Below are 25,274 nucleotides of genomic sequence, written 5' to 3'. Positions count from 1 at the left end.
GATCAGCGCTCGGCGCCGCCCAGGATGCCCAGCACCTGATCGGACAGATAGAACGGTTCCAGCCGCTCCCGGATCAATCCAGCGAGCACCCCGTTCTTCTTGGCCGCCTCGATCACCGCGGGCCCGTAGCGCAGGATTTCGGTGCTGATGTCCTCGGCGGTGAGACCGAGTTCGGGCAGCATCGCGCCGAGGGTGTAATCGCCGTACTTGCTGAAGAAAACCTGCACGCATTCGTCGACGAGCAGGCCGAAGTACTCCTTCTCCCGCGTGGTGACCGCGATCTCGTAGCAGATGAGCACGAGTTCGCGCAGGTCCTTCTGAGTGAGGTAATCGCGCAGGCCGCTGACCGGCTCGTCGGCGTGCAGATCCCAGAATTCCATCGCCGCGCCGTGCACCGGGGCATCGCGCAGCATCTCGCGGATGGCGTTGTTGGTGCGGCGCAGCGCGAACAGCGCGCCCTTGCCCGCCATATCGCCGATGAAGGTGTTGTCGGCGGCGACCTTCTTGGCCCGGTTGGCGGCCGATTGCCCCAGCGACATCAGCGAGGAGACGCCGGGGATCTTCTCGGCGCGTTCCCGGTTGGCCTGCATGAAATCGTTGATCAGCTTGTCGACGAACTTCGAGGCGACGGTGGCCACCAGCGGGCTCTCGGTGAGCCGGTCCAGGATGCGCTCCTGGGCCTGATGCATGGCGAAGATCTTCTCCAGCAGCGCCTCCACCGGCTCACGCTCGACGACCTGGCCGAGGGTGTAGTCGTGGCTGCCGGAGATGTTGTCGTAGATGGCGTCGGCGAAGACGCCGACCATATCGGCGATCACCGGGCTGCCGCCGATGAGGTCGATGACGGTGGCGACGGTGGCCTCGGCCTGTTCGATCGACACCACGTCACGGAAGACGATGGTGTCGGCGACCTCGAGCACCGCCGCCACGTCCCGGGCGACGACCTCGGTGAAGCGGTCGCCACTCACCTCGGCCAGCAGGAATTCCACCTGAGCGTCGAGCAGCCGTTCGGCGATGTCACGCGGCTCGGTCATCTGGTCCACCCATTCGTCGTCCGGCGCCGGCCAGACCACGGACGGATTACTCGTCGTTGTCGCGCAACGATTTCCGGATCTGCTCCAAGCGCTCACGCGCGGCCTCTTCGCGCGCCTGCCACTGTTCGTCGGCGCTGCGGCCCGCCGGGGTCTGCCGATCGAGTTCACCCATCCCCTGCGCGGTGCCGTAGCGCTGCTCGACTTTATCCCGAACTGACTCGAAAGTAGGTACGCCGCCGGAGGAATATCCGGCCGTCCCGGACAGTCCCGGCGAACCCGGTACCGGCGGTACCGGCGATACTGCTCCGACCTGCCCCGATGCGGTTCCGGACACGGCCGGATCATGCGTGGCGTCGATGCGAGTGATAGGAGACACATCCGGGTGCGGATGCACATGACCGGTTTCGGCGGGCATGTCCGCCGCGGCTTCGTGCACCGGTGCGAGCGCCGCCCGGCCCGCGGTCGCGATGCGGATGACGGCGAGCAGGTCGGCATCCGGCAGCTGCGCCAACCGCTCGGTGATCTCGGTGAACTCGCTCATACCGTCAGGCTACGCATGCGCCGCGCGCTGCCGCACCTGATCGCGGGCACCGGCCAGCGGTCAGGTCGGGCAGACCGTGCGAGCCCAGCTTTCGATGGTGTCGATCCAGTGCCCGGCCGCCAAGACGACGATGTCGTTGTGGCCCGCTCCCGGATAGATGACCAGTTTCTTGGGCTCGGGCGCGGCCTCGTACAGCATCCGCGCATGCCGCAACGGCAATAGTTCGTCCTGGTCACCGTGCATGAGCAGCAGCGGTGCGCGCAATTGCGGGATGCGCCGCAGGCTCGGGTACGCGTCCGGAACGAGCGGCGCGGGAAGGAAGGGATATACCGCGCGGGCGGCCTCGCGCATCCCGGTGAAGGTGGACATCAGGATCAGGCCCGCGGGCGGATGCGCGAGTGCGAGCTCGAGCATCACCGCCCCGCCGAGTGATTCGCCCAGATACAGCACCCGCCCCGGATCGACGCCGGGCTGGTCGAGCAGGATCGTGCGGGCCGCTCGGGCATCCAGTGCGGTGCCGCGTTCGCTGGGCCGTCCGGTGCTGCGGCCGTAGCCGCGATAGTCGAAGGCGAGCACATCGAACCCGGCCTCGGCCAGCAGCGCGTAGATCGGCACCCGGTCGCCGATATTGCCGCCGTTGCCGTGCGCGTACAGCACATGGCCGATCGACCGCGGCGCCCGCACCCACCAGCCGTGCAGTGTCTCACCATCGGCGGTCGGGATGGACAGTTCGGCGTAGTCCAGGCCGAGCCGCGCCGGGGTCTGCTCGATCCGCCGCGGTTGTGGTTGGAAAACCAGCGCGTTCAGGACGGGAGTTGCCGGGTGACGCATGCTCTAGTCCTACCGCATCCGGGGCCGGCCTTCATCCCGCCGGATACCCGGCACCGGCATCGGTACCTGGCGAGTCCGACACATGCCGCGGCCCGGCCGCCGATCGAAGGCGGGCCGGGCCGTGGACACCAGGTAGTTATCCGCGCAGCACCGCGCCGACCGCCTCCGACGCCGCCGCCACCGCCGCATCGCGCGCGGCACTGGCCTCGTCTTCGGTCAGGGTGCGATCCGGGGCACGGAAACGCAGCGCGTAGGTGAGCGATTTGCGGCCCTCACCGGCCTGCGCGCCCTCGTAGACGTCGAACAGCGCGATGTCCTCGAGCAGCTCGCCGCCGCCACCGCGCAGCGCGGACTCCACCCGGGCTGCCGGTACGGCCTTGTCCACGCTCACCGAAACGTCTTGCAGCACTGCGGGGAACGGCGAGACCACCGGCACCGGACGCGCCTCGCGCAACGGCAGCGCGTCCAGGTTCAACTCGAAGGCACAGGTGCGCGGCGGCAACCCGGAACGCTCCAGCACCGCCGGATGCAGCTCACCGGCATGCCCGACGACCACACCGTCGACCACCAGTTCGGCGCAGCGGCCCGGATGCCACGGCAGGTACGCCCCGGCCCGGCGTTCGATGACCACTCCGGCGGCGTCGGCGACGGCATCGGCCAGTGCGAAGGCGTCGGCGGCCTCGGCCGGGCGACCCTCACCCCACGGGCCGCGCGGTTCCCGGCGTCCGCTCAGCACGGCGGCGACGTGCACCGGCTGGTCGGGCAGCGAGGCCAGCAGTTCGGCGATCTCGTCATCGGTCGGACGCCGATCCACCGGCAGCGGGTCGACCGGGCGGGTGTCCGGGCCCGGCAGCACGACCTGCGCGATGCCGTAGATGGCCAGGTCCTTCGCGCCGCGCGAGATATTGCGTCCGGCGACCTCGAGCAGGCCGGGCAGCAGCGTGGTGGCCAGTTCGGGGCGCTCGACATCGAGCGGGTTGAGCACCGAGGTGGTGGTGCGGCGCGGATCGTCGGCGTCCAGGCCCCAGGTGTCGAACACCCCGGCCGGCAGGAACACCGGCGGCGGCACCTCGACGGCCCCGGCGAAGGCCAGCGCGCGGCTCACCGCGCGACGGCGCCGCTGGGTGGGGGTCAGACCACGGCCTGCGGGGGCTGCGGGCAGCACCGACGGGATCTGCTCGAGACCCTCCAGCCGCAGCACCTCCTCCACCAGGTCGGCGGGCTGGGTCAGGTCCGGACGCCAGCTCGGCGCGGTGACCACGAGCTGGCCGTGACCGGACTCGGGCACATCGACCTCGACGGTGCAGCCGATCTGCGCCAGCCGCCGCGCGGACGTGCCGGTCGGGTAGGTCACGCCGGCCACCCGGTCGGCGAGGTCGATGTCCATGTGGATCGGCTCGGGCGCGGGCAGCGGCACCCGGATGTCGGTGAGCGCGGATTCGATGGTGCCGCCGGCGATCTCGGCCAGCAGCGTGGCGGCGCGGTCGAGCGCGGCGACGTTGATCTCCGGATCGACCACCCGCTCGTAGCGCTTGCTCGCCTCGGAGACCAGCTTGTGCCTGCGCGCGGTGCGGTAGACCAGCAGCGGATTCCAGGTCGCGGCCTCGAGCACGATATCGGTGGATTCCGCCGACACCTCGGTGCTGGCACCGCCCATCACACCGGCCAGCGAGATGACCCCGGAATCGTCGGCGATCACGATGTCCTCGGCGTCCAGGGTGCGCTCGGTGTCATCGAGGGTGCGCAGGGTCTCCCCCGCGTTCGCCGGGCGCACCACCAGGCCACCGCTCAGCTTGGCGGCGTCGAAGGCGTGCAGCGGCTGGCCCAGTTCGAGCATCACATAGTTGGTGACGTCGACCGCGGGCGAGATCGGCCGCACCCCTGACAGCAGCAGCCGCCGCTGCAACCACCACGGGCTCACCGCGTTCGGATCGATCCCGGTGACCCGGCGCACCGCGAACCGGGTGCACTGCGATTCCGGCTCCAGCCGCACCGGCCAGGCATCGGCCTCGTCGTCGGGCAGCGTGCGCACCGCGGGATCGGCGTATTCCAGGTCGAAACCGCAGGCCAGCTCGCGCGCCAGACCGCGCACCGAGAAGCAGTAGCCGCGGTCGGGGGTGATGTTCAGTTCGATGACGGTGTCGTCGAGACCGAGCAGCTCGTTGGCGTCGGCGCCGGGCTCGGCGGTACCGGGCTCGAGCACCAGAATGCCCGAATGATCCTTGCCGATACCGAGTTCGGCGACCGAACAGATCATGCCGTTGGAGACATGGCCGTAGGTCTTGCGCGAGGAGATGGCGAAACCACCCGGCAGCACGCCACCGGGCAGCACCACGACCACCAGATCGCCGACGGCGAAATTACGGGCACCGCAGACGATTTCCTGCGGCTCGGGATTGCCGACGTCGACCTTGCAGAAGCGGATCGGCTTCTTGAACTCGGTGAGCTCGGTGATCTCCAGGACGCGGCCGACCACCAGCGGCTTCTCGATCTCACCGCCCACCCGCTGCAGGGTGTCGACTTCCTCGACCTCGAGGCCGACGCGGACGAATCCGGCGTCGAGTTCCTCGGGCGTCACCGACCACTCGGGGGCGGTGCGCGCGATGATGTCGGTCAGCCAGGACTGCGCTACTCGCACTTGACGTTTCGCTCTCTCGATCGAAGGTGGTCAGGACCGGATACCGAAGGGCAGCGTGAACCGCACGTCGCCCTCGACGATGTCGCGCATATCCGGAATGCCGTTGCGGAACTGCAGGGTCCGCTCCAGGCCCATGCCGAACGCGAAACCGCTGTACTCCTCGGGGTCGATCCCGCTGGCGATGAGCACCTTCGGGTTCACCATGCCGCAGCCGCCCCATTCGACCCAGCCCGCGCCACCCTTCTTGTCCGGGAACCACACGTCGACCTCGGCGGAGGGCTCGGTGAAGGGGAAGTAGTTGGGGCGCATGCGGGTCCGCGTCTCGGGACCGAACAGTGCGCGCGCGAACGCGTCCAGCGTGCCGCGCAGATGCGCCATGGTCAGGCCCTTGTCCACCGCAAGACCCTCGACCTGCGAGAAGACCGGGGTGTGGGTGGCGTCGAGCTCATCGGTGCGGAAGGTGCGGCCCGGGCACACGACATAGATCGGCAGTTCGCGTTCCAGCATCGAGCGCACCTGCACCGGCGAGGTGTGGGTGCGCAGCACCTGCCGCGACCCTTCGGGCGCGATGTGGAAGGTGTCCTGCATGGTGCGCGCGGGGTGGTCGGGCAGGAAGTTGAGCGCATCGAAGTTGAAGTGCTCGGTCTCCACCTCGGGGCCCTCGGCGACCTCCCAGCCCATCGCGACGAACACGTCGGCGATCTGCTCGGAGATGACGGTGATCGGATGCCGGGCGCCCACCGGCTGCCTGCGCGCGGGCAGGGTGACGTCGATGCTCTCGGCGACCAGCACCGCGGCGTCGCGTTCGGCCAGCAGCGCCGCGCGCCGGGCCTCGAAGGCCTCCGAGACCCGGGTGCGCGCCACGTTGACGCGCTTGCCCGCGTCGGCCTTCTCCGTCTTGGGCAGCGTGCCGAGGGCACGCTGGGCCAGCGCGATGGGCGACTTGCCGCCGATGTGCTCGGTCTTGGCGACCGCGAGCGCATCCAGGTCGGCGGCCGCCGCGAACGCTTTCTCGGCCGCCGCCGCGGCCGCGGCCAATGCCTCCTCGGTCAGCGAGGCGTTCTGCTCGACTGCGCTCTTGTCGTCGCCCACGATCGTTCGTCTCTCCCCTGGGGATCGGTTCTCCGGGTGCGGACCATTCCTTACCCACATTGCTGCTGGTCGAATCGTATGCGATGCGGATCGGGCGATTCATCCGGATTACCTCGGGCCGGGCGCGGGTGTTGTGCTAGCGCCGCCCTCGCCGCTGGTCGGCGTGTCGACTCGGCAGCGTGCGCGGTGTGTCGGCCCCATACCGGCAGCCCGGTGGCCGCCGTGGACCACCGGGTGTACCGGGACGGGCGGTCAGGCGGTGCCGACCGGTACCTCGCCGTCCTCGGCCGGATGGAACCGAGCGTCGAGCGACTCCGCGTCGCTGGTTCCGGCCTTCCGGCCGGTCGCTTCGGCGGAACCCGCCGGTTCGATCCGGCTGGGCAGCAGCAGCGCGACGAACGCGCCGACCGCGACGATCGCGGCGCCCACCCACACCGCGGGGACCAGGCCGTCGACATAGCGTTGCGGGTCGAGGTAGGAACCGTGCGAGGCGAACACCGACGCCAGTACCGCGACCCCCATCGCGACGCCGACCTCGCGGACGGTGTTGTTGGTGCCGGAGGCGATCGCGCGGTCCTCCGGGTCGGCGGCGGCCATCACCACGGTGGCGCCGGGGGCGAAGGTCAGGCCCATGCCGAGCCCGCCCAGCAGGAACGGTCCGACGAAGGCGCTGTAGCTCGTGTCGACGGTGATGACGGTGGCCATCCAGGCCAGCGCCACCGCCAGCGCGACCTGCCCGGCCGCCAGCAGCTGCCGTGCGCCGACCCGATCGACGATCAGCCCGGCGATCGGAGCGACGACCATCGGGGCCAACGTCCACGGCAGCGTGCGGATGCCCGCCGCCAGCGGGTCCAGCCCCTGCACCACCTGGAAATACTGCGCAAGCAGGAAGATCGATCCGAAGACGCCGACGGAGAAGGTGAAGCCGGTCGTATTGCTCACCCGGAAGGCGCGCGAGCGGAACAGCCGCAGCGGAAGCATCGGATCCGGCGTCCGCAACTCCCAGGCAACCAGGCAGGCCAGCAGGATCGCGCCGCCGATCAACGCGCTCAGCACACCGGACGAGGTCCAGCCGTCCTCGGCACCATGGATCACGCCCCACACCACCGCGAGCACGCCCGCCGAGGCCAGCACCAGCCCGACCGGATCCAGGCGGCGCGCACCGCCGCGCGATTCGTCCAGGATCCTGGCCGCGAACGGCAACGCCAGCACACCGATCGGCACGTTGATCCAGAAGATCCACTGCCAGCTCAATCCGTCGACGACGGCGCCGCCGACCACCGGGCCCAGCGCGACCCCGAGGCCGGTGATCCCGCCCCAGATGCCGATCGCGGCGCTGCGCATCTTCTCCGGCACCGCCGCCGACAGCAACGTCAACGACAGCGGCATGACCGCCGCCGCCCCGAAGCCCTGCACCGCGCGGGCGGCGATCAGCTGCCAGGGCTCGGAGGCCACGGCGCAGGCCGCGGACGCGAGCGTGAACACCGCGATGCCGGCCAGGAAGATGCGCCTGCGCCCGAGCCGGTCACCGACCGCGGAGGCGGTGAGCAACAGGGACGCGAATGCCAGCGTGTAGGCGTTGACGAACCACTGCAGGTCGGCCAGCGAGGCGCCGAGTTCGGCCCGGATCACCGGCAGTGCATTGGTGACCACGAGGTTGTCCAGCGTGACCATGAAGGTCGGGATGCCGACCGCAGCCAGCACCGCCGCCAGCGGACGGCTGCCCGGCGTGCGGCGCTCGGTGGACGGTGGCGCGGCAGACGCCGCGGTGGTGAGTATCTCGGTCATGTCCAGCCCTTGTTGTAATCGACTGATAACTAATATCGAGAAGAGTATGCATCGACTGATAACATGTCAATGCATGGCCCGCACGAGACGATCAGGAGCACCTTTGACGACAAGGACCCGGATGAGCGCGACCGAACGCGGCGAGCAGGTGCTGACGGCGGCGATCCAGGCCTTCGCCGAAACCGGTTATGCGGCAACGAAAACCGATGACATCGCCCGACTGGCCGGGGTGTCCCAGCCGTATGTGATCCGGCTGTTCGGCACCAAACAGCAGCTGTTCCTCGCCGCGCTGAACCGGGTGTGCGACCGGATCGAGACGGTGTTCCGGGAAGCGGCGGCGACCGATCCGAACCCCACCGCGGCGACGCTGGGCCACGGCTACAGCACGTTTCTCGCCGAACGCGAACTGCTCCAACTACTCCTGCACGGCTTCGCCGCCAGTGCGGACCCGGTGATCGGCGAGCAGACCCGCGCCCGCTTCGGGCAGATCTATGATCTGGCGGGTGCGCTGACCGGCGCGTCGGTCACCGAGGTCCGCAGGTTCATGGCCACCGGCATGCTGCTGACGGTGATGACGTCGATGCAGGTGGCGGGGCCGAACGCGGTGCCTGCGCCATGGGCGGCCGAGATCCTGGAGGACCTGGGAAAGTCCGGCGACTGAGGCCGGCCGGGTACCTTGCGGCCGGCGCGTTCACGGCTGCCGGTAGCGCACCCGCGAGTTCGCGTAGAGACAGATCGAGGCCGCGGTGGCCAGATTCAGGCTTTCGGCACGGCCTCGGATCGGGATGCGCACCCGATGGTCGGCGCGGGCGGCGACAGCCGGATCGAGGCCGTGCGCTTCGTTGCCGAACAGCCAGGCGACGGGGCCGGTGAACAATTCGTCGGCGTCGTCGAGATCGACCTCGCCGCCTGCCGCGGTGGCCAAGATCGTGATGCCTGCGCCCGCGATGTCCTCGAGGATCGCACCGACGTCTCGACTGCGGGCGATCGGCACATGGAACAGGCTGCCGGCCGCGGCGCGCACGCATTTGCCGTTGTGCGGGTCGACGGAATCGCCCGCGAGGATCACCCCGTCGCCGCCGACGGCGTCGACGACACGGATCAGTGTGCCCGCGTTGCCCGGGTCGGCCATCTCCACGGGCACCGCCAGCATGCGCGGCTCCGCGGCCAGGACCGCACCCGGTTCGACGTCGAGCGTCTCGCAGACGGCCACCAGTCCCGGCGGCGTCACCGTCTCCCCCAGCGCCTGCGCGGCCCGATCGCTCACCAGCGTGGTCCGCACCCCTTGGGCGGCGGCGCCGGCGACGAGTTCGTGCTCACGGGTCGCGGCGGCGGCCGAGTAGAACAGCTCGCGTACGCGTCCGGTCTCCAGGGCCGCGGTCACCGAATTGGCGCCTTCGGCCAGGAACAGGCCGGACTTGCGGCGCTGCGCGGCGCGATGGAGCTTGACCGCGGCCACGATCCGCGGATTGCGCAGCTCGATCGCCTCAGCAGCCACGATCATCCGCCGGGATCAGACAGCGCAGAACGACCCGTGGGTTGCGCTCGTCGAGCGCGTCCACGGGTCGTTCCGAAAGATGTCCGCGAATCACGGCACCCGGCTCAGGCGGCCGGGGCGTTGACGTCCTGCGGCAGCGCGGCCTTGGCGATGGCGACCAGGCCGGCGAAGGCTTCGGCGTCGGAGACGGCCAGCTCGGCGAGGTTCTTGCGGTCGACCTCGACACCGGCGGCCTTCAGGCCCTGGATGAAGCGGTTGTAGGTGATGTCGTTGAGCCGCGCCGCGGCGTTGATGCGGGCGATCCACAGCTTGCGGAAGTCACCCTTGCGCGCCCGGCGGTCCCGGTAGGCGTAGGTGAGCGAGTGCAGCTGCTGTTCCTTGGCCTTGCGGTACAGCCGCGAGCGCTGGCCGCGGTAGCCCTTGGAGGCCTCGAGGATGGAACGGCGCTTCTTCTGAGCGTTGACGGCCCTTTTGACGCGTGCCACTGGTCAGTCCTGTTCGATCGGGGGGCGCGAGCGGGCGCCCGGGTGTTGTCGGATTGGTCGGCGTCCGTGATCGGAGCGCGCGAGCGTGCCTGTGCGGCGGTATCAGATACCGAGCAGCTTCTTCACGCGAGCGACGTCGGCGGACGCGACGACCTCCTTGCCGTCCAGACGACGAGTACGGCGCGTGGGCTTGTGCTCGAGCAAGTGGCGACGGTTCGCCTGCTGACGCAGCAGCTTGCCCTTGCCGGACACCTTGAATCGCTTCGAGGCGCCGCTGTGGCTCTTCATCTTCGGCATGGATTCCTCAATCTGTCTCGTGCCCGCGGTCGCGCATGGACCGCCGGCGTTCTGATCGGTATTACTGCGGGCCGGCCTGCTCGGCCTGCTCCGCCTGCCCCGCGGTGCTCGGCTGCGGGCGGGCGGCCGAGTCCTGCTGCGCCTTGGCGCGCGTCTTCGCGCCCTTGTGCGGCGCGAGCACCATGGTCATGTTCCGGCCGTCCTGCTTGGCCGAGGTTTCGACGAAACCCAACTCCGCGACGTCGGAGGCCAGCCGCTGCAGCAACCGGAAACCGAGCTCGGGCCTGGACTGTTCACGACCCCGGAACATGATCGTGACCTTGACCTTGGACCCGGCCTCGAGGAAGCGAACCACGTTGCGCTTCTTGGTCTCGTAGTCGTGGTCGTCGATCTTGGGGCGGAGCTTCTGCTCCTTGATGACGGTCTGGACCTGGTTCTTCCGGGACTCGCGCGCCTTCTGCGCGGTCTCGTATTTGAACTTGCCGTAGTCCATGATCTTGCAGACCGGTGGTCTGGCATCCGGGGCCACCTCGACCAGGTCGAGGTCGGCTTCGAGCGCGACGCGTAGTGCATCTTCAACACGCACGATCCCAACCTGTTCACCGCCGGGTCCGATGAGGCGGACTTCGGGAACGCGGATGCGATCGTTGATGCGGGTCTCAGTGCTGATGGGGCCTCCTAGGTCAAGCGGTGTCGTCGGACGACCGCAGGCAATAACTGCAACCCCTTGTTCAACACAAAGGCCCCGTTGCGGTATTTCCCGCTACGAGGCCCGAGGTCGACCGATCATCGCAGGTGATCACACCTGCGATCCCGCATCGAGAGCAATGCGGGAACCCGCCGCGAAGGGCGGGCGACCGGACCGTTGTACCGTACGAATGCTCGCCGGCAACGGTGGGAGTCGGGCTCCACTTATCTGCCCCGGCATCGTCGTGCGCACACCGTCACCGGCCACACGCACGAACCACCCAGGGCGGTCGTCGCAGAACAGCGTAGCAGCTGCGCCGCCCGGAACCCAATCGGGTCGCGCGCACACAGGCAGCGGCGAAAATCGCTTGCCCGTGCATCGGCCGCGTGCGACCGTCCCCCGGTGCCTGATTCTCGCCGCGAGCTGCTGGCCTGGCAATTCGAGCTCACCTGGGCCCTGGCCGATTATCACCTCGACGCCCTCAGCGAGGACGACGTCCTCGCCACGCTCGCCCCATCGCACTGGACCGTCCATCCCGACAACGACGGGGTCTGGCGCCCGGACTGGGCCGAGACCGAACCCGATCCGGTCCCGGTACCGACCATCGGGTGGCTGACCTGGCATATCGACTGGTGGTGGAGCACCGCCCTCGATCAGGTGCGCGGCCGCGCGCTGCGCTCGCGTGCGAGCGTGCACTGGCCGGGGACGGGCGCGGCGGCCGTCGCGCGGATCCGGCAACTGCACACCGACTGGCTGGCGGCATTGAACGCGCTCACCGACGCCGATCTCGACGCGCCCGTCGCGTATCCATGGCCCTCGGAGGCGGGCCTGACGGTGGCCCACCTGGTGGCGTGGGTCAACGCCGAACTCATGAAGAACATCGCCGAGATCGGCCAGCTGCGGATGATCCGGGCGGCGGCGTGAGCGGGCCCGGCCCGGGGGTTCTAGCCTGATAGCCATGACTGAACAGCCCGACAGCTCTGTGCGTGAACTGGCCGATATCCCCGCGGTGGAGGTGATCAGCCGGGCCGCGGTGATGTTGATGAGTTCGGCGGCGGAGAAACTGGGGCTGGCCGATGAGGATCCGGAGACCAGCAGCCGCCGCGATCTGGACGAGGCACGGCGGGTGATCACGGCACTGGCCGGCCTGGTGACGGCGTCGGTGGAGTATCTGGGCCCGCACGCGGGGCCGATCCGCGAGGGCTTGCAGTCGTTGCAGAAGGCCTTCCGGGAATCGTCGGCGCATCCCGACGAGCCGGGTAAGGGGCCGGGCGAGAAGTACACCGGTCCGGTGTACTGACGCGGCGTCGGCATGCCGGACACCACGAAGGCCGGGTCCCGAGGGACCCGGCCTTCGTGCGTCGATCACATCCCTGGCGTCACCGAGATGGCCGAGCCGGTGCTCAGCATGTTCGCGATGGCGGTGAAGATGTCGCCGAGGCCCGCGCTTCCTGAGTTCATGATGGGTGGTTCCTTTCGGTGGATCCGCGCTCAGGCAGGCGTGCCCGGGGTGTAGTTGAGAGACGAGCCACTGCTCAGAAATCCGAGGATCTGAGTGATCAGGGCCCCGATGTCGACGCCTTCCATGGCGGGCATTCCTTTCGTTCGCACCGGCCGCGCCGGCTGTCCATCGCCGCGCCCCAGGCCGCTGGGACGCGGTTGCGGCCGATCCTACACACGCATGTTTCACTTTTAGGGCGGTTTTCCGGCACAAGCGCCCACCCGCCGTCACCGGGTGTGGCCACGACCGGACGAAGCCAGGGGCGTCGACCCTAGAGATTGCGAAACATCGTGTCGCACACCACATTTCATTGAAATCTGCGGAACCGCGCGTTCTCCGGCGGGCCCGGCATGGGATGCTCTCCGAATGGCACGGATACTTCTGGTTCCCGGTTTCTGGTTGGGCGCATGGGCGTGGGACGAGGTCGCGGACGATCTGCGCCGCCACGGTGACGAGGTGCTTGCCCTGACCCTGCCCGGCCTCGACCCGCACGACGCGGACCGACTCGACGCCACCCTGGAGCGCCAGGCCGAGGCCATCGTCGAGGCCACCGACGGCCGGCCCGCCGTCCTCGTCGCCCACTCCGGCGGCGGCGCGGCCGCCTACCTGGCCTGCGACCTGGCCCCTGAGCGGTTCTCCCGGGCGATCTATGTCGACAGCGCGCCCCTGCCGAACGGTTTCGTGCTCAACTCCGAACTCGACCTCGCCGCCCGCGAATACCCACTTCCGCACTGGGACGAGCTGACCGCCGACGGGGACAACCTCGCCGGTCTCGACGAGGAAGCCCTGGCGACCTTCCGGGCCCGCGCGGTCTCCGAGCCGATCGCGGTGGCCACGGCGCCGCTGCGGCTCAGCGAGCAGCCCGCGGGCCGGCGGATCCCGACCACGGTGATCTGCAATACCTTCACCGCCGAGGTGGTCGGGAAGCTACGCGACGAGGGCGAGATGCCGATGTTCGCCGAGCTGGCCCGGATGGACGCCGAATACGTCGACCTGCCCACCGGCCACTGGCCCATGTGGTCGAAACCGCACGAGCTCGCCGAGCTGATCCACACCGTCGCCCAGCGGTGACGCGCGCGGGGCGGCGGCGCACCGCCACCCCGCAGCGGTCAGCCGACCGCAGCCGCTTTCTTCGCCACCCGCTTGGTCGCGCGCTTGGGTTTCGCCGCTGTCGGCGTGGCGGGCTTGTCGAGCACCTCACGCAGGAATTGCCCGGTGTAGCTGTCGGGCACCGCTGCGATGTCTTCCGGTGTGCCCTGGGCGACGACGGTGCCGCCGCCGGAACCGCCCTCGGGACCCATGTCGATCACCCAGTCCGAGGTCTTGATGACGTCGAGGTTGTGCTCGATGACGATCACCGTGTTGCCCTTGTCGACCAGCCCGTTGATGACGCCGAGCAATTTGCGGATGTCCTCGAAATGCAGCCCGGTGGTCGGCTCGTCGAGGATGTAGACCGTGCGCCCGGTGGAGCGTTTCTGTAGTTCGGCGGCCAGCTTCACGCGCTGGGCCTCACCGCCGGAGAGCGTGGGCGCCGGCTGGCCGAGCCGCACGTATCCGAGACCCACGTCGACGAGGGTCTTGAGATAGCGGTGGATCGAGGTGACCGGCTCGAAGAACTCCGCGGCCTCCTCGATCGGCATGTCCAGCACCTCGGCGATGGTCTTGCCCTTGTAGTGCACCTCCAGGGTCTCCCGGTTGTACCTGGCGCCGTGGCACACCTCGCACGGGACGTAGACGTCCGGCAGGAAGTTCATCTCGATCTTGAGGGTGCCGTCGCCGGAGCAGGCCTCGCAGCGACCGCCCTTGACGTTGAACGAGAACCGGCCCGGCTGATATCCGCGCACCTTGGCCTCGGTGGTGGCGGCGAACAGGGTGCGGATCTTGTCGAACACACCGGTGTAGGTGGCGGGGTTGGAGCGCGGGGTGCGACCGATGGGCGACTGGTCCACCTGGACCAGCTTGTCCAGATGGTCGAGGCCGTTGACCCGGGTGTGCCGGCCGGGCACCTGGCGCGCCCCGTTGAGCCGGTTGGCCAGCACGGTCGCGAGGATGTCGTTGACCAGGGTGGACTTACCCGAGCCGGACACGCCGGTGACGGCGGTGAGCACGCCGAGCGGGAACGCGACGTCGATGCCCTTCAGGTTGTGCTCGTTCGCACCCACCACGGTGACCTGGCGCTTCTTGTTCACCGGACGCCGCACGAGCGGCACCTCGATCCGCTCACGACCGGACAGGTAGGCGCCGGTCAGCGAGTTCGGGTCGGTGAGCAGCTCCTGGTACGGGCCGCTGTGCACCACCCGGCCGCCGTGTTCACCGGCCAGCGGGCCGATATCGACCACCCAGTCCGAGGCGCGGATGGTGTCCTCGTCGTGTTCGACCACGATCAGGGTGTTGCCGAGCCTCTTGAGCCTGGTCAGCGTTTCGATGAGCCTGCGGTTGTCGCGCTGATGCAGGCCGATGGACGGCTCGTCGAGCACGTACAGCACGCCCACCAGGCCGGAGCCGATCTGAGTGGCCAGCCGGATGCGCTGCGCCTCACCACCGGAGAGGGTGGCCGCGGCGCGGGAGAGCGTCAGGTATTCCAGGCCGACGTCGAGCAGGAAGCCGAGCCGGGCCTGCACCTCCTTGAGCACCTGCCCGGCGATGGCGGCCTCGCGCTCGCCGAGGGTGAGCGCGTTCAGGAACGCCGAGCAGTCACCGATGGACAGATCGCACACCTCGGCGATGGACTTGCGCTCGCCCTCGGCGGCGAGGGTGACGGCGAGAATCTCCGGACGCAGCCGGGCACCGTTGCAGACCGGGCACGGCACATCGCGCATGTACCCGTCGTAGTGCTCCTTCATCTGCTCGGACTCGGTGTTCTCCATGCGCCGCTGCAAGAACGGCATCACGCCTTCGAAATCGGCGTAATAGGAGCGCTTGCGCCCGTACCGATTGGTGTAGGAGACGTGCACCTGATCGGAGCTGCCCTCCAGCACCGCCTTGCGGGCCTTCGCCGGCAGCTCCCGCCAGGGCGTGTCCATGGAGAAACCGATGGCCTCGGCCAGGCCCGAGAGCAGCCGGGTGAAGTACTCGGCCGTCTGCCCGCGCGACCAGGGCGCGATCGCGCCATCGGCCAGACTCAGATCGGGATCGGGCACGACCAGTTCCGGATCGACCTCTTTGCGGATGCCGAGGCCGGTGCAGTCCGGGCAGGCGCCGTAGGGCGAGTTGAACGAGAACGAGCGCGGCTCGAGATCCTCGATATCGAGGGGGTGGCCGTTGGGGCAGGCCAGCCGCTCGGAGAAACGGCGCTCGCGGTCGTGAGCGTGTTCGTCGCGGTCGACGAAATCGAGCACCACGATGCCGTCGGCCAGCCGCAGCGCCGTCTCGATGGAATCGGTGAGCCGCTGCTTGGAACCGGGCTTGACGGCCAGGCGGTCGACGACCACCTCGACATCGTGCTTTTCCTGCTTCTTCAGCTTCGGCGGATCGGTGAGCGGATACACCACGCCGTCGACCCGCACTCGCGCGTAGCCCTGGGTGTTGAGCTGGTCGAACAGGTCGACGAACTCGCCCTTGCGGGTGCGCACCACCGGGGCGAGCACCTGGAACTTGATGCCGGGCTCCATCGCGAGCACCTGATCGACGATCTGCTGCGGGGTCTGCTTCTCGATGAGTTCACCGCACACCGGGCAGTGCGGGGTGCCCGCGCGGGCATAGAGCAGACGCAGGTAGTCGTAGACCTCGGTGATGGTGCCGACGGTGGAGCGCGGATTGCGGTTGGTCGATTTCTGGTCGATCGACACCGCGGGCGACAGCCCCTCGATGAAGTCGACATCGGGCTTGTCCATCTGCCCGAGGAACTGGCGCGCGTACGCCGACAGCGACTCCACATAGCGCCGCTGACCTTCGGCGAAGATGGTGTCGAAGGCCAGGCTCGACTTGCCCGAGCCGGACAACCCGGTGAAGACGATCAGGCTGTCGCGGGGCAGGTCGAGATCGACCCCTTTGAGGTTGTGCTCCCGAGCTCCGCGCACGGTGAGGCGTTCCGCCACCAGGTGGGTCCCTTCTCTCTTCGATGTCCCGCGTACCGGGTTCTGGCATGCCGATATGTCCCCGGCGGCCATGCTAGGCCGGACCACCGACAAGTTTTCCCGGGCGAGGGGCGAGGCCCGCCAGATGACTTTCGGCCATCCCCCACGGCCGTTCGGCGAGCTACCTTGACCAGGGTAGACAAACGAACAGGAGTCGGCTGTGCTCGAGGTGTTCCTGGTCGACGATCACGAGATCGTCCGCCGCGGTCTGATCGACCTGCTGGAGAGCGATCCGGATCTCACCGTCGTCGGCCAGGCCGGTGACGTCGCGTCGGCGATGATCGGCATCCGCGCCCTTCGCCCCCGAGTCGCGGTGCTGGACGTGCGATTACCCGACGGCAACGGCATCGAGCTGTGCCGCGATCTGCTGGCCGAGTTCGACGATCTGCGCTGCCTGATCCTCACCTCCTACACCGACGACCAGGCCATGCTCGACGCGATCCTCGCCGGAGCCTCGGGATATGTGGTGAAGAACATCAAGGGCATGGAGCTCGCCGACGCCGTCAAAGAGGTCGGCGCGGGCCGTTCGCTGCTCGATACGCGCGCCGCGGCGGCGCTGAAGACGCGGCTGCGGCGCAGCACCGAGGACGACGGCCCGCTGGCCGGGCTCACCGAGCAGGAACGCAAACTGCTGACCCTGCTCGGTGAGGGGCTCACGAACCGGCAGATCGCCGCGCGCATGTTCCTCGCCGAGAAGACAGTGAAGAACTACGTCTCCCGGCTGCTCGCCAAGCTCGGCGTGGAGCGGCGCACCCAGGCCGCGGTGCTCGCCACCAAGCTCGGCGAGCGGTAGGCGCTAGCGGGCCGGGCGCACCAGGGCCAGGTCGCCGTCGTAGCGGCGGTAGAGCAGATGACCGCGGCCGGTGCGGGCATCGGTATAGAACAGGAACGGCAGGCCACGCCAGCACAGCTGGGTGGCGGCATCGCCCTCGTCCAGCCGCGGGGCGGGTGCGGCGTCCACCGTCAACGCCATCGGCGCGGGTGCGGCCTCGGTGGGCGCCGTGCTGTGCTGGCGGATCATGTGCACCCCGTCCGGGTCGATCCAGTGCACCACGGCTTCCTCGCCGGTCGCGGCGTCGGTGAACAGGTGCGCGTCGTAATCCATGGCGTCGAGCACCTCGATCGCCTGCGCCGGGGTGCCCGTGAGCAGGGCGTAGTCCTTGCGCCGGGTGATCGGCCGCTGCTCGGTGACCCGGGCCAGCGGCGGCCGGGCCGGATCCGGCCAGACCCGCGGGACCGGATCGGCGCCGAGCCGGGCGATGTGGCGGTCCAGCCGTTCGGCGGCGAAGGTGACCGCGAAACCGCGTGGGCCGGGCACCTGCACCCGGGTGCGGGTATCGCGGGAATGGATGTTGGCCTGCACGACCGTCGGCTGATCGGCGTCGGCCGGTGCGGTGACGCGCACGTGCGCGGCCGCGTCGAGATGGTGACGGCGCAGTACCCGCCCGATGGCCCGCACCGCACGGGTCACGTCGGCCGGCGGTACCGCGCCACGGGTGGTGACCGCGAGGTCCGGCTCGGTCGCGGTGTCCCACAGCTCCAGCGAATTCATAGGAAACCCCTGCTTTCTATTCTCGCCGTGCGGATATGCCACCATCACGCGGAGATCACGAACAGGGCCGAAAGTCCCCGATCGCGCCATAGCATTGGTTACGACGCCGCATCGGACCGCCGCTGGGGGACGGGCCGCCTCGCGCGCAGACGACAAGGAAGCCGATGGCCGAGCAGACCGGAGCCCACCGCCGCGGGTCCTCGGGCGCCGACTCCCGGCCGGCTCGCCACACCGCTGCCGGGGCGGACTCGGCCGCCGCACCGACTCACCGGGCCCCGAAGGAACGCATCGGCCCGCCCGCCGTGCGCGGCGCCCTCTACCAGCAGCGGTTGCGTGAACTGCTGGCCGAGGTCAGCGATCGGGTCGAGGTGTCGGCCGATTCCCGCGGCCGGATGGACGGGCTGATCGAAGCCATGCTGACGGTCACCTCCGGGCTGGATCTCGACGACACTCTGAGTGCGATCGTGCGGACCGCGACCACCCTCATCGACGCCCGCTACGGCGCGCTGGGGGTGCGCGAGCACAGCGGCAAGCTCTTCCAGTTCGTCGCCGAGGGCATCGACGACGCGACCAGGGCCAGGATCGGCGCCCTCCCCGCGGGCCACGGCGTGCTCGGGGCGGTCTTCGCCCAGCCCACGCCGCTGCGGCTCGACGATCTGACCGGCCATCCGGCCTCGGTCGGATTCCCGGCGCACCACCCGCCGATGCGCAGCTTCCTCGGCGTGCCCGTCCGGATCCGCGACGAGGTCTTCGGCAGCCTCTACCTGTGCGAGAAGTCCGGCGGGCAACCGTTCACGGCCGAGGACGAGGTCCTGGTGCAAGCGCTGGCCGCGGCGGCAGGCATCGCGATCGACAATGCGCGCCTCTACGAGTCGGCACGCACCCGGCAGGAATGGATCGAAGCCACCCGTGATGTCGCCACCGAATTCCTGGCCGTCGGCACACCGGGCAGGGCTCTGGAACGGGTGGTCGATCATGCGCGGGCGCTGACCGGCTCGCAGCTGTGTTTCCTGGCCGCGGCCGGTCCGGGCGACGTCAGCGAGTTGCTGATCACCCACTGGTCCGGCCCCGACGCGCGCCGGGCCGGGCATCCGATTCCGCTGACGGGCACTGCCGTCGGTGAGGCGTTCGGCCGCCGCACCCCGCTGCGCTTCGACGACGCCGGGCAGGTGACGCTCGGCATCACCCTGCCCTCCCCCGGGCCCGCGCTGATCCTGCCGCTGTGCACCCCGGACGCCACCCATGGCACGCTGGTCACCGTGCGCCGCGCCGGCTCGGCGCCGTATTCCGACGAGCTGGTCGAGCTCACCGCGGCGTTCACCGATCAGGCGGCACTGGCGATGCAACTGGCCGACGCGCAACGACGGATGCGTGAGGTCGACATCCTGGCCGATCGCGATCGCATTGCCCGCGACCTGCACGATCATGTGATCCAGCGGCTGTTCGCGATCGGGCTGACCTTGCAGGGTGCGGTGCCGCGGGCGACGGTGCCCGAGGTCCGCGACCGGCTCTCACGAGTGATCAACGATCTACAGGAGGTCGTGCAGGAGATCCGCACCTCGATCTTCGATCTGCACGGTGGCGCCGACAGCGCGCGGCTACAGCAACGCATCGAACACGCCATCCGTCAGCAGACCGCCGATACCGAGATCCGCGCCACCGTGCAGTTCTCCGGACCGCTGTCGGTGCTCGAACCCGAGCTGGCCGATCATGCCGAGGCGGTGGTGCGGGAGGCGGTGAGCAATGCGGTGCGCCATTCCGGCGGCGACACCGTCACCGTCGACATCGGGGTGTCCGACGATCTGACCATCGTGGTCACCGACAACGGTTGGGGCGTGCCGAATCACGTCATCCGCAGCGGGCTGCGCAACCTCGAGCAGCGCGCCGAGGAGGCCGCGGGCCGGTTCACCGTCACCGCCGCGGTGGCCAGGCACTCGCGCGCCGAGAGCGCGGACGCACTGCCGGGGACCCGGCTCTGCTGGACGGCTCCCCTGCCGTGACCGCCGATCCGTCGCGGCGGCTCACTCCGGCGGTGCCAGCACCACCATCGCGTTGTTGCCGCCCATCCCCAGCGACAGTTTCGCCGTGATCGCGCCCGCGCTCGCCACCGGCCCGTCCAGCAACCGCGGATGCGGTGACGCGACGATCGGCGCGGCGGGCACGAGCGAGCGTTCGAAGCCCATGGCCGCGGCGGCGATCTCCACCGCGGCCGCCGCACCCTGGCAGTGGCCGGTCAGCGGCTTGAGGGCGTAGATGGCGGGCCGGTCGTCGAAGACCTCGGCCAGCAGCGCCCGTTCGGCGTCGTCGCACTGGCGGGTGCCGGTGCCGTGGGCATTGAAATAGGCCACCTGATCCGCCGATACGCCTGCCGCGCGGAGCGCCCGGCGCGCGCATTCGATGATCTGGCCGTGCCCCGGATCCACCGACACCACGTGATAGCCGTCGTTGGTCATCGCACCGCCGAGCACCCGGGCATACGGGCGCGGCGCCGAGCGGCTGAGCACGAAACCCACCGACGCCTCCCCCATGCTGAAACCACGGCTGCCTTCCTGGAACGGGCGGCAGGCCTGCAGCGGTTCGGCATCGGTGACGGCGGCGCCGAGCCGCACGAAATGCTCCACCATCTCCGGTGTCGCCGACAGGTCGCTCACCACGCACACCACGTCGTCGGCCTGGCCGCTGTCGAGCCACAGCTTCGCGGTGAGCAATCCGGCATTGCCGGAACTGCACGCCGCGGACACGTTCATCGCCGGACCGTGGAAACCGAACTCCTGCATCACCACCGAGATCGGCGTGGACGGCAGCAGCGGAAGATACCCGCGGGAACGCCGGTGGCCGTCGTCGACGGTGTAGAAGTCACGCCAGTTGGCCACGTCGCCGAGCACGATCGCGTGCAGCAGGCCCACCGTGCGGCCCGGCCGCCAGCCACGGGCGCGCGCATCCTCGATAGCCTCGCGCGCCGCCGCGTGCACGGCGCGCCCGTATCGGCTGCCGCTCACCCGCGGATCGCCGCCCGACGGGACCAGCGACACCCATGCCGGCTCATCGCGTCCCACGCCGTAACCGGGCTGCACACCGGCCGCCGACTTGCCGCTCAGCAGTCCGCGCCACAGCGCCTCGCGCCCCCATCCGTACCCGGTGACAGCGCCGACACCGGCAATGGACATATGATGATCAGGTTCGGACATGGCATCGCTCCTCGGCCCGATCTCCTCCGGCCACTCGCGCCGGCCCGCCGTCGTGAAGAACCGGTTCTGTCATGATCACCGGATCGAGCCCGGGCGCAGTACCCGACACACGGCAATCGCGTCGATCATGTGAACGGCGCACATGTCGGATCCAGAATAATCCCGTGCTCCAATGACCAGCTATCGGTGGACGATCGGGGGTTCGAGGTGGGAGAGGACAGGCTCAGCGCCGCCGAGCAGCTGGCGCAGCGGTACCGGTCTCTGGTCGAACACACTCCGGACGGTATCTGCGTGCACGAACGCGGCATCATCGTCTACGTCAACCCGGCGACGGTGCGCATGCTGGCCGCCTCGGGCCCGGAAGATCTGGTCGGACGCCCGCTGGTGCAGTTCGTGCACCCGGATTCGGTGCCCGGCATGCTCGACCGCATCTCCCGGCTCACCCGGGCGGGCGCGGCCTCCACCCCCGCCGAGATGACATTGCTACGGCTGGACGGCACGCAGGTGCCGGTGGAGACCGTCTCGGTGCTCACCGTCTGGCACGACCAGGCCGCCTACCAGGTCGTCATCCACGATCTGAGCGCCCAGCGCGCCGCCGAGGCCGCCCAGCGCCGCGCCGAACAGCACTTCACCACGGTGGTGTCCCAGCTCGAGGAGGGCGTGGCGGTCATCGACCGGGACGGCCGGATCGAATCGGTCAATCCGGCCGCGCGACGCATCTTCGGCATCGAGGACGCCGGTGACCTGGCCGGGGTGAGCATCGCCGAGCTGCCGCTGACGCTGCTGGACACCAACGCCCAGCCGATGTCCACCGCCCGGCATCCGGTCGCGCGCACCCTGGCCACCGGCGAGACCATCACCGGCTATGTCTTCGGCGTCGACCGCTCCGACGGGCAACGGCGCTGGCTGTCCGGGTCGAGCAGGCTGCTCAATCCCGGCGATCCGGATTCCTCGGCGGTGTCCTCGTTCGCCGATATCACCGAATACCGGGCCAGCAGGCGGCACCTGGAATATCAGGCCACCCACGATTCGCTGACCGGGCTGGCCAACCGGTCGCTGATCCTGTCGCAACTCGCGGGCGCGCTGGCCGCCAGCGAAGATCTGCCGGTGTCGGTGGTGATGTTCATCGACCTGGACGGATTCAAGGCGATCAACGACTCCCTCGGCCACGCCATCGGTGACACGGTGCTGCAGATCGTGGCGCAGCGTTTGCAGCGGGCGCTGCGCGCCGACGACATCGTCGGCAGGCTCGGCGGCGACGAATTCCTGGTGCTGCTGTCCGGGCGCACTCGGCAGGCCGATCTGGACGCGCTGATCCTGCGGTTGCAGCGGACCATGGCCGAACCGATCGTCGCGCGTGGGCATCGCATCGAGGTCAACGCCTCGATCGGGGTCACCGCGCTGCGCCCGGGCGACCGGCGCACCCCCGAAGCGGTGCTGCACGACGCGGACGTGGCGATGTACCGCGCCAAGCCGGCCGGGCATCGCGAAGGCCTGATCGGGCCCGCCCGCAGGCCGAACAACACCCACGCATCCTGAGCGCGGCGGCGACCACGCCGAACGCGCAGTAGACTGGACGATTCCGTTTTCCGATCGTCCGCGCCTTCCACCACCGCTGTCGTCTGCCTGCCCCACTGGTGCCAGTCACCGGGTGACAAGGAGTTCGTTTTGCCCGACCGCCTCACTCAGGATCACCGCTCTCCGATCCCGGACACCGAGACCACCACCGCATCGAGCACCGGCACCGATATCGATCGGGAACAGGCCCATCTGAACGTCCTCTACGACCGCCTAGACGGCATGCGCAAGTACGCCACCGAACGGCTGCGCACCGTCCTGCTGGAGACCGGCGGCACCCCACAGGCACGCAGCGAACGCGAATCGTTCACCCAGCTCTACACCGAGGACTTGGCCAAATACGATGCCGCCGAACACGGCCTGTGCTTCGGCCGCATCGATCTCGACGGCGACGGCACCGAGGACGGTGAGCCCGAGTCCGAGCGCCGCTACATCGGCCGCCTCGGCATCCTCGACGAGCACAACGACTACGAGACCCTGCTGCTGGACTGGCGCGCCCCGCTGGCCCGGCCGTTCTACCTGGCCACCACCGCGGCGCCGGACGGCGTGCTGCGCCGGCGCCACATCCGTTCCCGCAACCGCCGGGTCACCGCGATCAACGACGAATACCTGGATCTGGAGGCGGCCGAACGCGCCGGCGTCACCGAGGACGACGGCGGCGTCGGCAGTGAGAGCGCCCTGCTGTCGGCGTTGAACGCCGCCCGCACGGGCCATATGAACGACATTGTCGAGACGATCCAGAGCGAGCAGGACGCGATCATCCGCGCCGAGCACAAGAGCGTGCTGGTGGTGCAGGGCGGGCCGGGCACCGGCAAGACCGCGGTCGCGCTGCATCGCGCCGCCTACCTGCTCTACACCTACCGGCAGCAGCTGGCCAAGGCCGGTGTGCTGATCATCGGGCCGAACGCGACCTTCCTCGATTACATCGGCCAGGTGCTGCCCTCGCTCGGTGAGACCGGCGTGCTGCTGTCGACCATCGGCGACCTGTATCCCGGCGTGAAGGCCACCCGGGAGGATTCCTTGCGGGCCGGTGAGATCAAGGGTTCGCTGAGCATTCTGGAGGTGCTCAAGCAGGCGGTGCGGGACCGGCAGGAGGTGCCGCAGGAGCCGATCGCGCTGAGCTTCGACGGCTATCCGCTGACGCTCAACCGCAAGATCGTCACCAAGGCCAGGGGCCGGGCCCGCTCCTCGCGGCGGCCGCACAATCTGGCCCGCCCGATCTTCGCGTCCTCGGTGATCGACGCGCTCACCGAACAGCTGGCCGCGACCATGGGCGCCGACCCCGTCGACAGTGCGCGCAGCCTGCTCAGCAGCACCGATCTGGCCGAGATCGCCGACGAGATGCGCTCGGATCCGCAGATCCAGCGTGCCATCGGCGCACTGTGGCCGATCCTGACCCCGCAGCAGGTGCTGGCCGATCTGCTGGCCGATCCGGCCCGCCTGGACCGGGCCGCGAGTTCGCTGGACCCGGCCGACCGCGCCGAACTGTGGCGTCAGGACACCGGCGAATTCAGCGCCGCCGACGCTCCGCTGCTGGACGAGCTGGCCGAACTGCTCGGCATCGATGACGCCGAGGAACGCGAACGCGCCCGCCGCCGCTGGCGCGCCCAGCTGGCCGAGGCCCAGGACGCGCTCGACATCCTCACCGGTTCCGCACCGCAGGATCTCGAGGACGAACTCGACCCCGAGATCCTCATGGCCTACGACCTGATCGATGCCGGGCAGCTGGCCGAACGCCAGCAGGTGCGCACCCGCCAGACCACCGCCGAACGCGCGGCTGGCGACCGCACCTGGGCCTACGGCCACGTCATCGTCGACGAAGCACAGGAGCTGTCGGAGATGGCGTGGCGGATGGTGATGCGCCGCATCCCGAACCGCTGGATGACCGTGGTCGGCGATGTCGCCCAGACCGGTGACCCGGCGGGCGCCTCCACCTGGCAGACGGTGCTGGAACCGTATGTGGCCAAACGGTGGAAGCTCACCGAACTCACCGTCAACTACCGCACGCCCGCCGAGATCATGGACGTGGCCGCGCAGGTGCTGACCGCCATCGATGCGAAGGCCCGCGCACCACGCTCGGTCCGCGAGTCCGGGCATCCGCCGCAGGCGCATCGGTGCGACGAGCCTGCCTTCGGCACCGAATTGGCGCGGCTGCTCGCGGCCGAGCAGGGGCCGGGCACCACGGCGGTGATCGTGCCGCACGCGCTGGCCGGCGAACTGGCCGGACTTGCGGCGGAATCGGTGCGCGTGCTGACGGTGCACGAGGTGAAGGGCCTGGAATTCGACGCGGTGTATCTGGTGGCGCCGGAGCGGATCATCGGTGAGTCGCCGCGCGGGCTCAACGATCTGTACGTCGCGCTGACCCGCGCGACCCAGCGGCTGACGGTGCTGCACAGCACCGATCTTCCCGAGGTGCTGAGCTCGCTCGAGGCGCGCCCGGCCATGGCATAGGGCCACACGCAGGCGTGGTCGCCGCCGGTGCGGCGG

Annotated in this window: 21 protein-coding genes; 8 read left to right on the top strand and 13 right to left on the bottom strand. The window is 69.4% G+C overall.

Annotation, left to right across the window (positions count from 1 at the left end; translation table 11 throughout):
• Positions 1-2: 2 nt before the first annotated feature.
• From GV790_RS13985 to GV790_RS13960, 6 genes are all read right to left on the bottom strand, one after another.
• Entirely contained in the window at positions 3-1,034 is a 1,032-nt protein-coding gene (locus GV790_RS13985; protein ID WP_163813773.1) for a hypothetical protein, read from the bottom strand.
• A gap of 46 nt (positions 1,035-1,080) precedes the next feature.
• Positions 1,081-1,575, bottom strand: coding sequence for a hypothetical protein (locus tag GV790_RS13980; RefSeq protein WP_163813772.1), 495 nt, complete (start codon positions 1,573-1,575; stop codon positions 1,081-1,083).
• 60 nt (positions 1,576-1,635) lie between these two features.
• Positions 1,636-2,406 carry an alpha/beta hydrolase gene (locus GV790_RS13975; protein WP_163813771.1) on the bottom strand — a complete coding sequence of 257 codons (771 nt, stop codon included), beginning with the start codon at positions 2,404-2,406 and terminating at the stop codon, positions 1,636-1,638.
• A gap of 136 nt (positions 2,407-2,542) precedes the next feature.
• Positions 2,543-5,044: a phenylalanine--tRNA ligase subunit beta gene (gene pheT / locus GV790_RS13970; RefSeq protein ID WP_163813770.1), complete on the bottom strand. Its 2,502-nt coding sequence runs from the start codon at positions 5,042-5,044 to the stop codon at positions 2,543-2,545.
• Positions 5,045-5,074: 30 nt separating this feature from the next.
• Positions 5,075-6,136, bottom strand: a complete 1,062-nt coding sequence (gene pheS / locus GV790_RS13965; protein ID WP_163813769.1) for a phenylalanine--tRNA ligase subunit alpha — start codon at positions 6,134-6,136, stop codon at positions 5,075-5,077.
• 252 nt (positions 6,137-6,388) lie between these two features.
• A complete protein-coding gene (locus GV790_RS13960) occupies positions 6,389-7,924 on the bottom strand; it encodes an MFS transporter (RefSeq protein ID WP_163813768.1) in 1,536 nt (511 codons plus the stop codon).
• A gap of 121 nt (positions 7,925-8,045) precedes the next feature.
• Here GV790_RS13960 and GV790_RS13955 point away from each other — a divergent pair, with 121 nt between their 5' ends.
• Positions 8,046-8,585, top strand: coding sequence for a TetR/AcrR family transcriptional regulator (locus GV790_RS13955; protein WP_163813767.1), 540 nt, complete (start codon positions 8,046-8,048; stop codon positions 8,583-8,585).
• 30 nt (positions 8,586-8,615) lie between these two features.
• On the opposite strand, the gene GV790_RS13950 is transcribed toward GV790_RS13955, so the two are convergent.
• The 4 genes from GV790_RS13950 to infC all read right to left on the bottom strand — a co-directional run bounded on the left by GV790_RS13950 (position 8,616) and on the right by infC (position 10,919).
• Positions 8,616-9,428 (bottom strand): TrmH family RNA methyltransferase, encoded by an 813-nt coding sequence (locus GV790_RS13950; RefSeq protein ID WP_163813766.1) that lies wholly within the window; start codon positions 9,426-9,428, stop codon positions 8,616-8,618.
• A gap of 98 nt (positions 9,429-9,526) precedes the next feature.
• Positions 9,527-9,907, bottom strand: a complete 381-nt coding sequence (rplT, locus tag GV790_RS13945) for a 50S ribosomal protein L20 (protein WP_011208447.1) — start codon at positions 9,905-9,907, stop codon at positions 9,527-9,529.
• 102 nt (positions 9,908-10,009) lie between these two features.
• Complete coding sequence (gene rpmI / locus GV790_RS13940) at positions 10,010-10,204, bottom strand: 50S ribosomal protein L35 (RefSeq protein ID WP_036535836.1); 195 nt, start codon at positions 10,202-10,204, stop codon at positions 10,010-10,012.
• 61 nt (positions 10,205-10,265) lie between these two features.
• A complete protein-coding gene (infC, locus tag GV790_RS13935) occupies positions 10,266-10,919 on the bottom strand; it encodes a translation initiation factor IF-3 (protein WP_163813829.1) in 654 nt (217 codons plus the stop codon).
• Positions 10,920-11,294: 375 nt separating this feature from the next.
• On the opposite strand from infC, the gene GV790_RS13930 reads away from it, so the two are divergent.
• From GV790_RS13930 to GV790_RS13920, 3 genes are all read left to right on the top strand, one after another.
• Positions 11,295-11,816, top strand: a complete 522-nt coding sequence (locus GV790_RS13930) for a DinB family protein (RefSeq protein ID WP_175585890.1) — start codon at positions 11,295-11,297, stop codon at positions 11,814-11,816.
• A 34-nt stretch (positions 11,817-11,850) separates the two neighbouring features.
• A complete protein-coding gene (locus GV790_RS13925) occupies positions 11,851-12,192 on the top strand; it encodes a DUF1844 domain-containing protein (RefSeq protein WP_048833249.1) in 342 nt (113 codons plus the stop codon).
• Positions 12,193-12,759: 567 nt separating this feature from the next.
• Positions 12,760-13,464 carry an alpha/beta fold hydrolase gene (locus GV790_RS13920; RefSeq protein WP_163813765.1) on the top strand — a complete coding sequence of 235 codons (705 nt, stop codon included), beginning with the start codon at positions 12,760-12,762 and terminating at the stop codon, positions 13,462-13,464.
• Between the two features lie 38 nt (positions 13,465-13,502).
• Here GV790_RS13920 and uvrA read toward each other — a convergent pair whose 3' ends face one another.
• A complete protein-coding gene (gene uvrA, locus GV790_RS13915; RefSeq protein ID WP_163813764.1) occupies positions 13,503-16,430 on the bottom strand; it encodes an excinuclease ABC subunit UvrA in 2,928 nt (975 codons plus the stop codon).
• A 199-nt stretch (positions 16,431-16,629) separates the two neighbouring features.
• Here uvrA and GV790_RS13910 point away from each other — a divergent pair, with 199 nt between their 5' ends.
• Positions 16,630-17,262 carry a response regulator transcription factor gene (locus tag GV790_RS13910; protein WP_163813763.1) on the top strand — a complete coding sequence of 211 codons (633 nt, stop codon included), beginning with the start codon at positions 16,630-16,632 and terminating at the stop codon, positions 17,260-17,262.
• A 3-nt stretch (positions 17,263-17,265) separates the two neighbouring features.
• Here the strand turns inward: GV790_RS13910 and GV790_RS13905 are convergent, their stop codons facing one another.
• Positions 17,266-18,021, bottom strand: coding sequence for a sigma 54 modulation/S30EA ribosomal C-terminal domain-containing protein (locus tag GV790_RS13905; RefSeq protein WP_163813762.1), 756 nt, complete (start codon positions 18,019-18,021; stop codon positions 17,266-17,268).
• A 164-nt stretch (positions 18,022-18,185) separates the two neighbouring features.
• Here GV790_RS13905 and GV790_RS13900 point away from each other — a divergent pair, with 164 nt between their 5' ends.
• On the top strand, positions 18,186-20,021 hold the full coding sequence (locus tag GV790_RS13900; RefSeq protein ID WP_178127885.1) for a sensor histidine kinase: 1,836 nt from the start codon (positions 18,186-18,188) through the stop codon (positions 20,019-20,021).
• A 21-nt stretch (positions 20,022-20,042) separates the two neighbouring features.
• Here GV790_RS13900 and GV790_RS13895 read toward each other — a convergent pair whose 3' ends face one another.
• Positions 20,043-21,188 carry a beta-ketoacyl synthase N-terminal-like domain-containing protein gene (locus GV790_RS13895; RefSeq protein ID WP_163813826.1) on the bottom strand — a complete coding sequence of 382 codons (1,146 nt, stop codon included), beginning with the start codon at positions 21,186-21,188 and terminating at the stop codon, positions 20,043-20,045.
• Between the two features lie 207 nt (positions 21,189-21,395).
• Here GV790_RS13895 and GV790_RS13890 point away from each other — a divergent pair, with 207 nt between their 5' ends.
• The gene (locus GV790_RS13890; RefSeq protein WP_163813761.1) at positions 21,396-22,748 is read left to right on the top strand and encodes a diguanylate cyclase domain-containing protein; all 1,353 of its coding nucleotides are present in this window, start codon (positions 21,396-21,398) and stop codon (positions 22,746-22,748) included.
• Between the two features lie 165 nt (positions 22,749-22,913).
• A complete protein-coding gene (locus tag GV790_RS13885) occupies positions 22,914-25,238 on the top strand; it encodes a HelD family protein (protein WP_163813825.1) in 2,325 nt (774 codons plus the stop codon).
• Positions 25,239-25,274 lie beyond the last annotated feature (36 nt).

It is taken from the genome of Nocardia cyriacigeorgica (assembly GCF_010858045.1).
Taxonomy (GTDB): Bacteria; Actinomycetota; Actinomycetes; order Mycobacteriales; family Mycobacteriaceae; genus Nocardia; species Nocardia cyriacigeorgica_E.
This window is presented reverse-complemented; position numbering and strand designations above follow the sequence as displayed.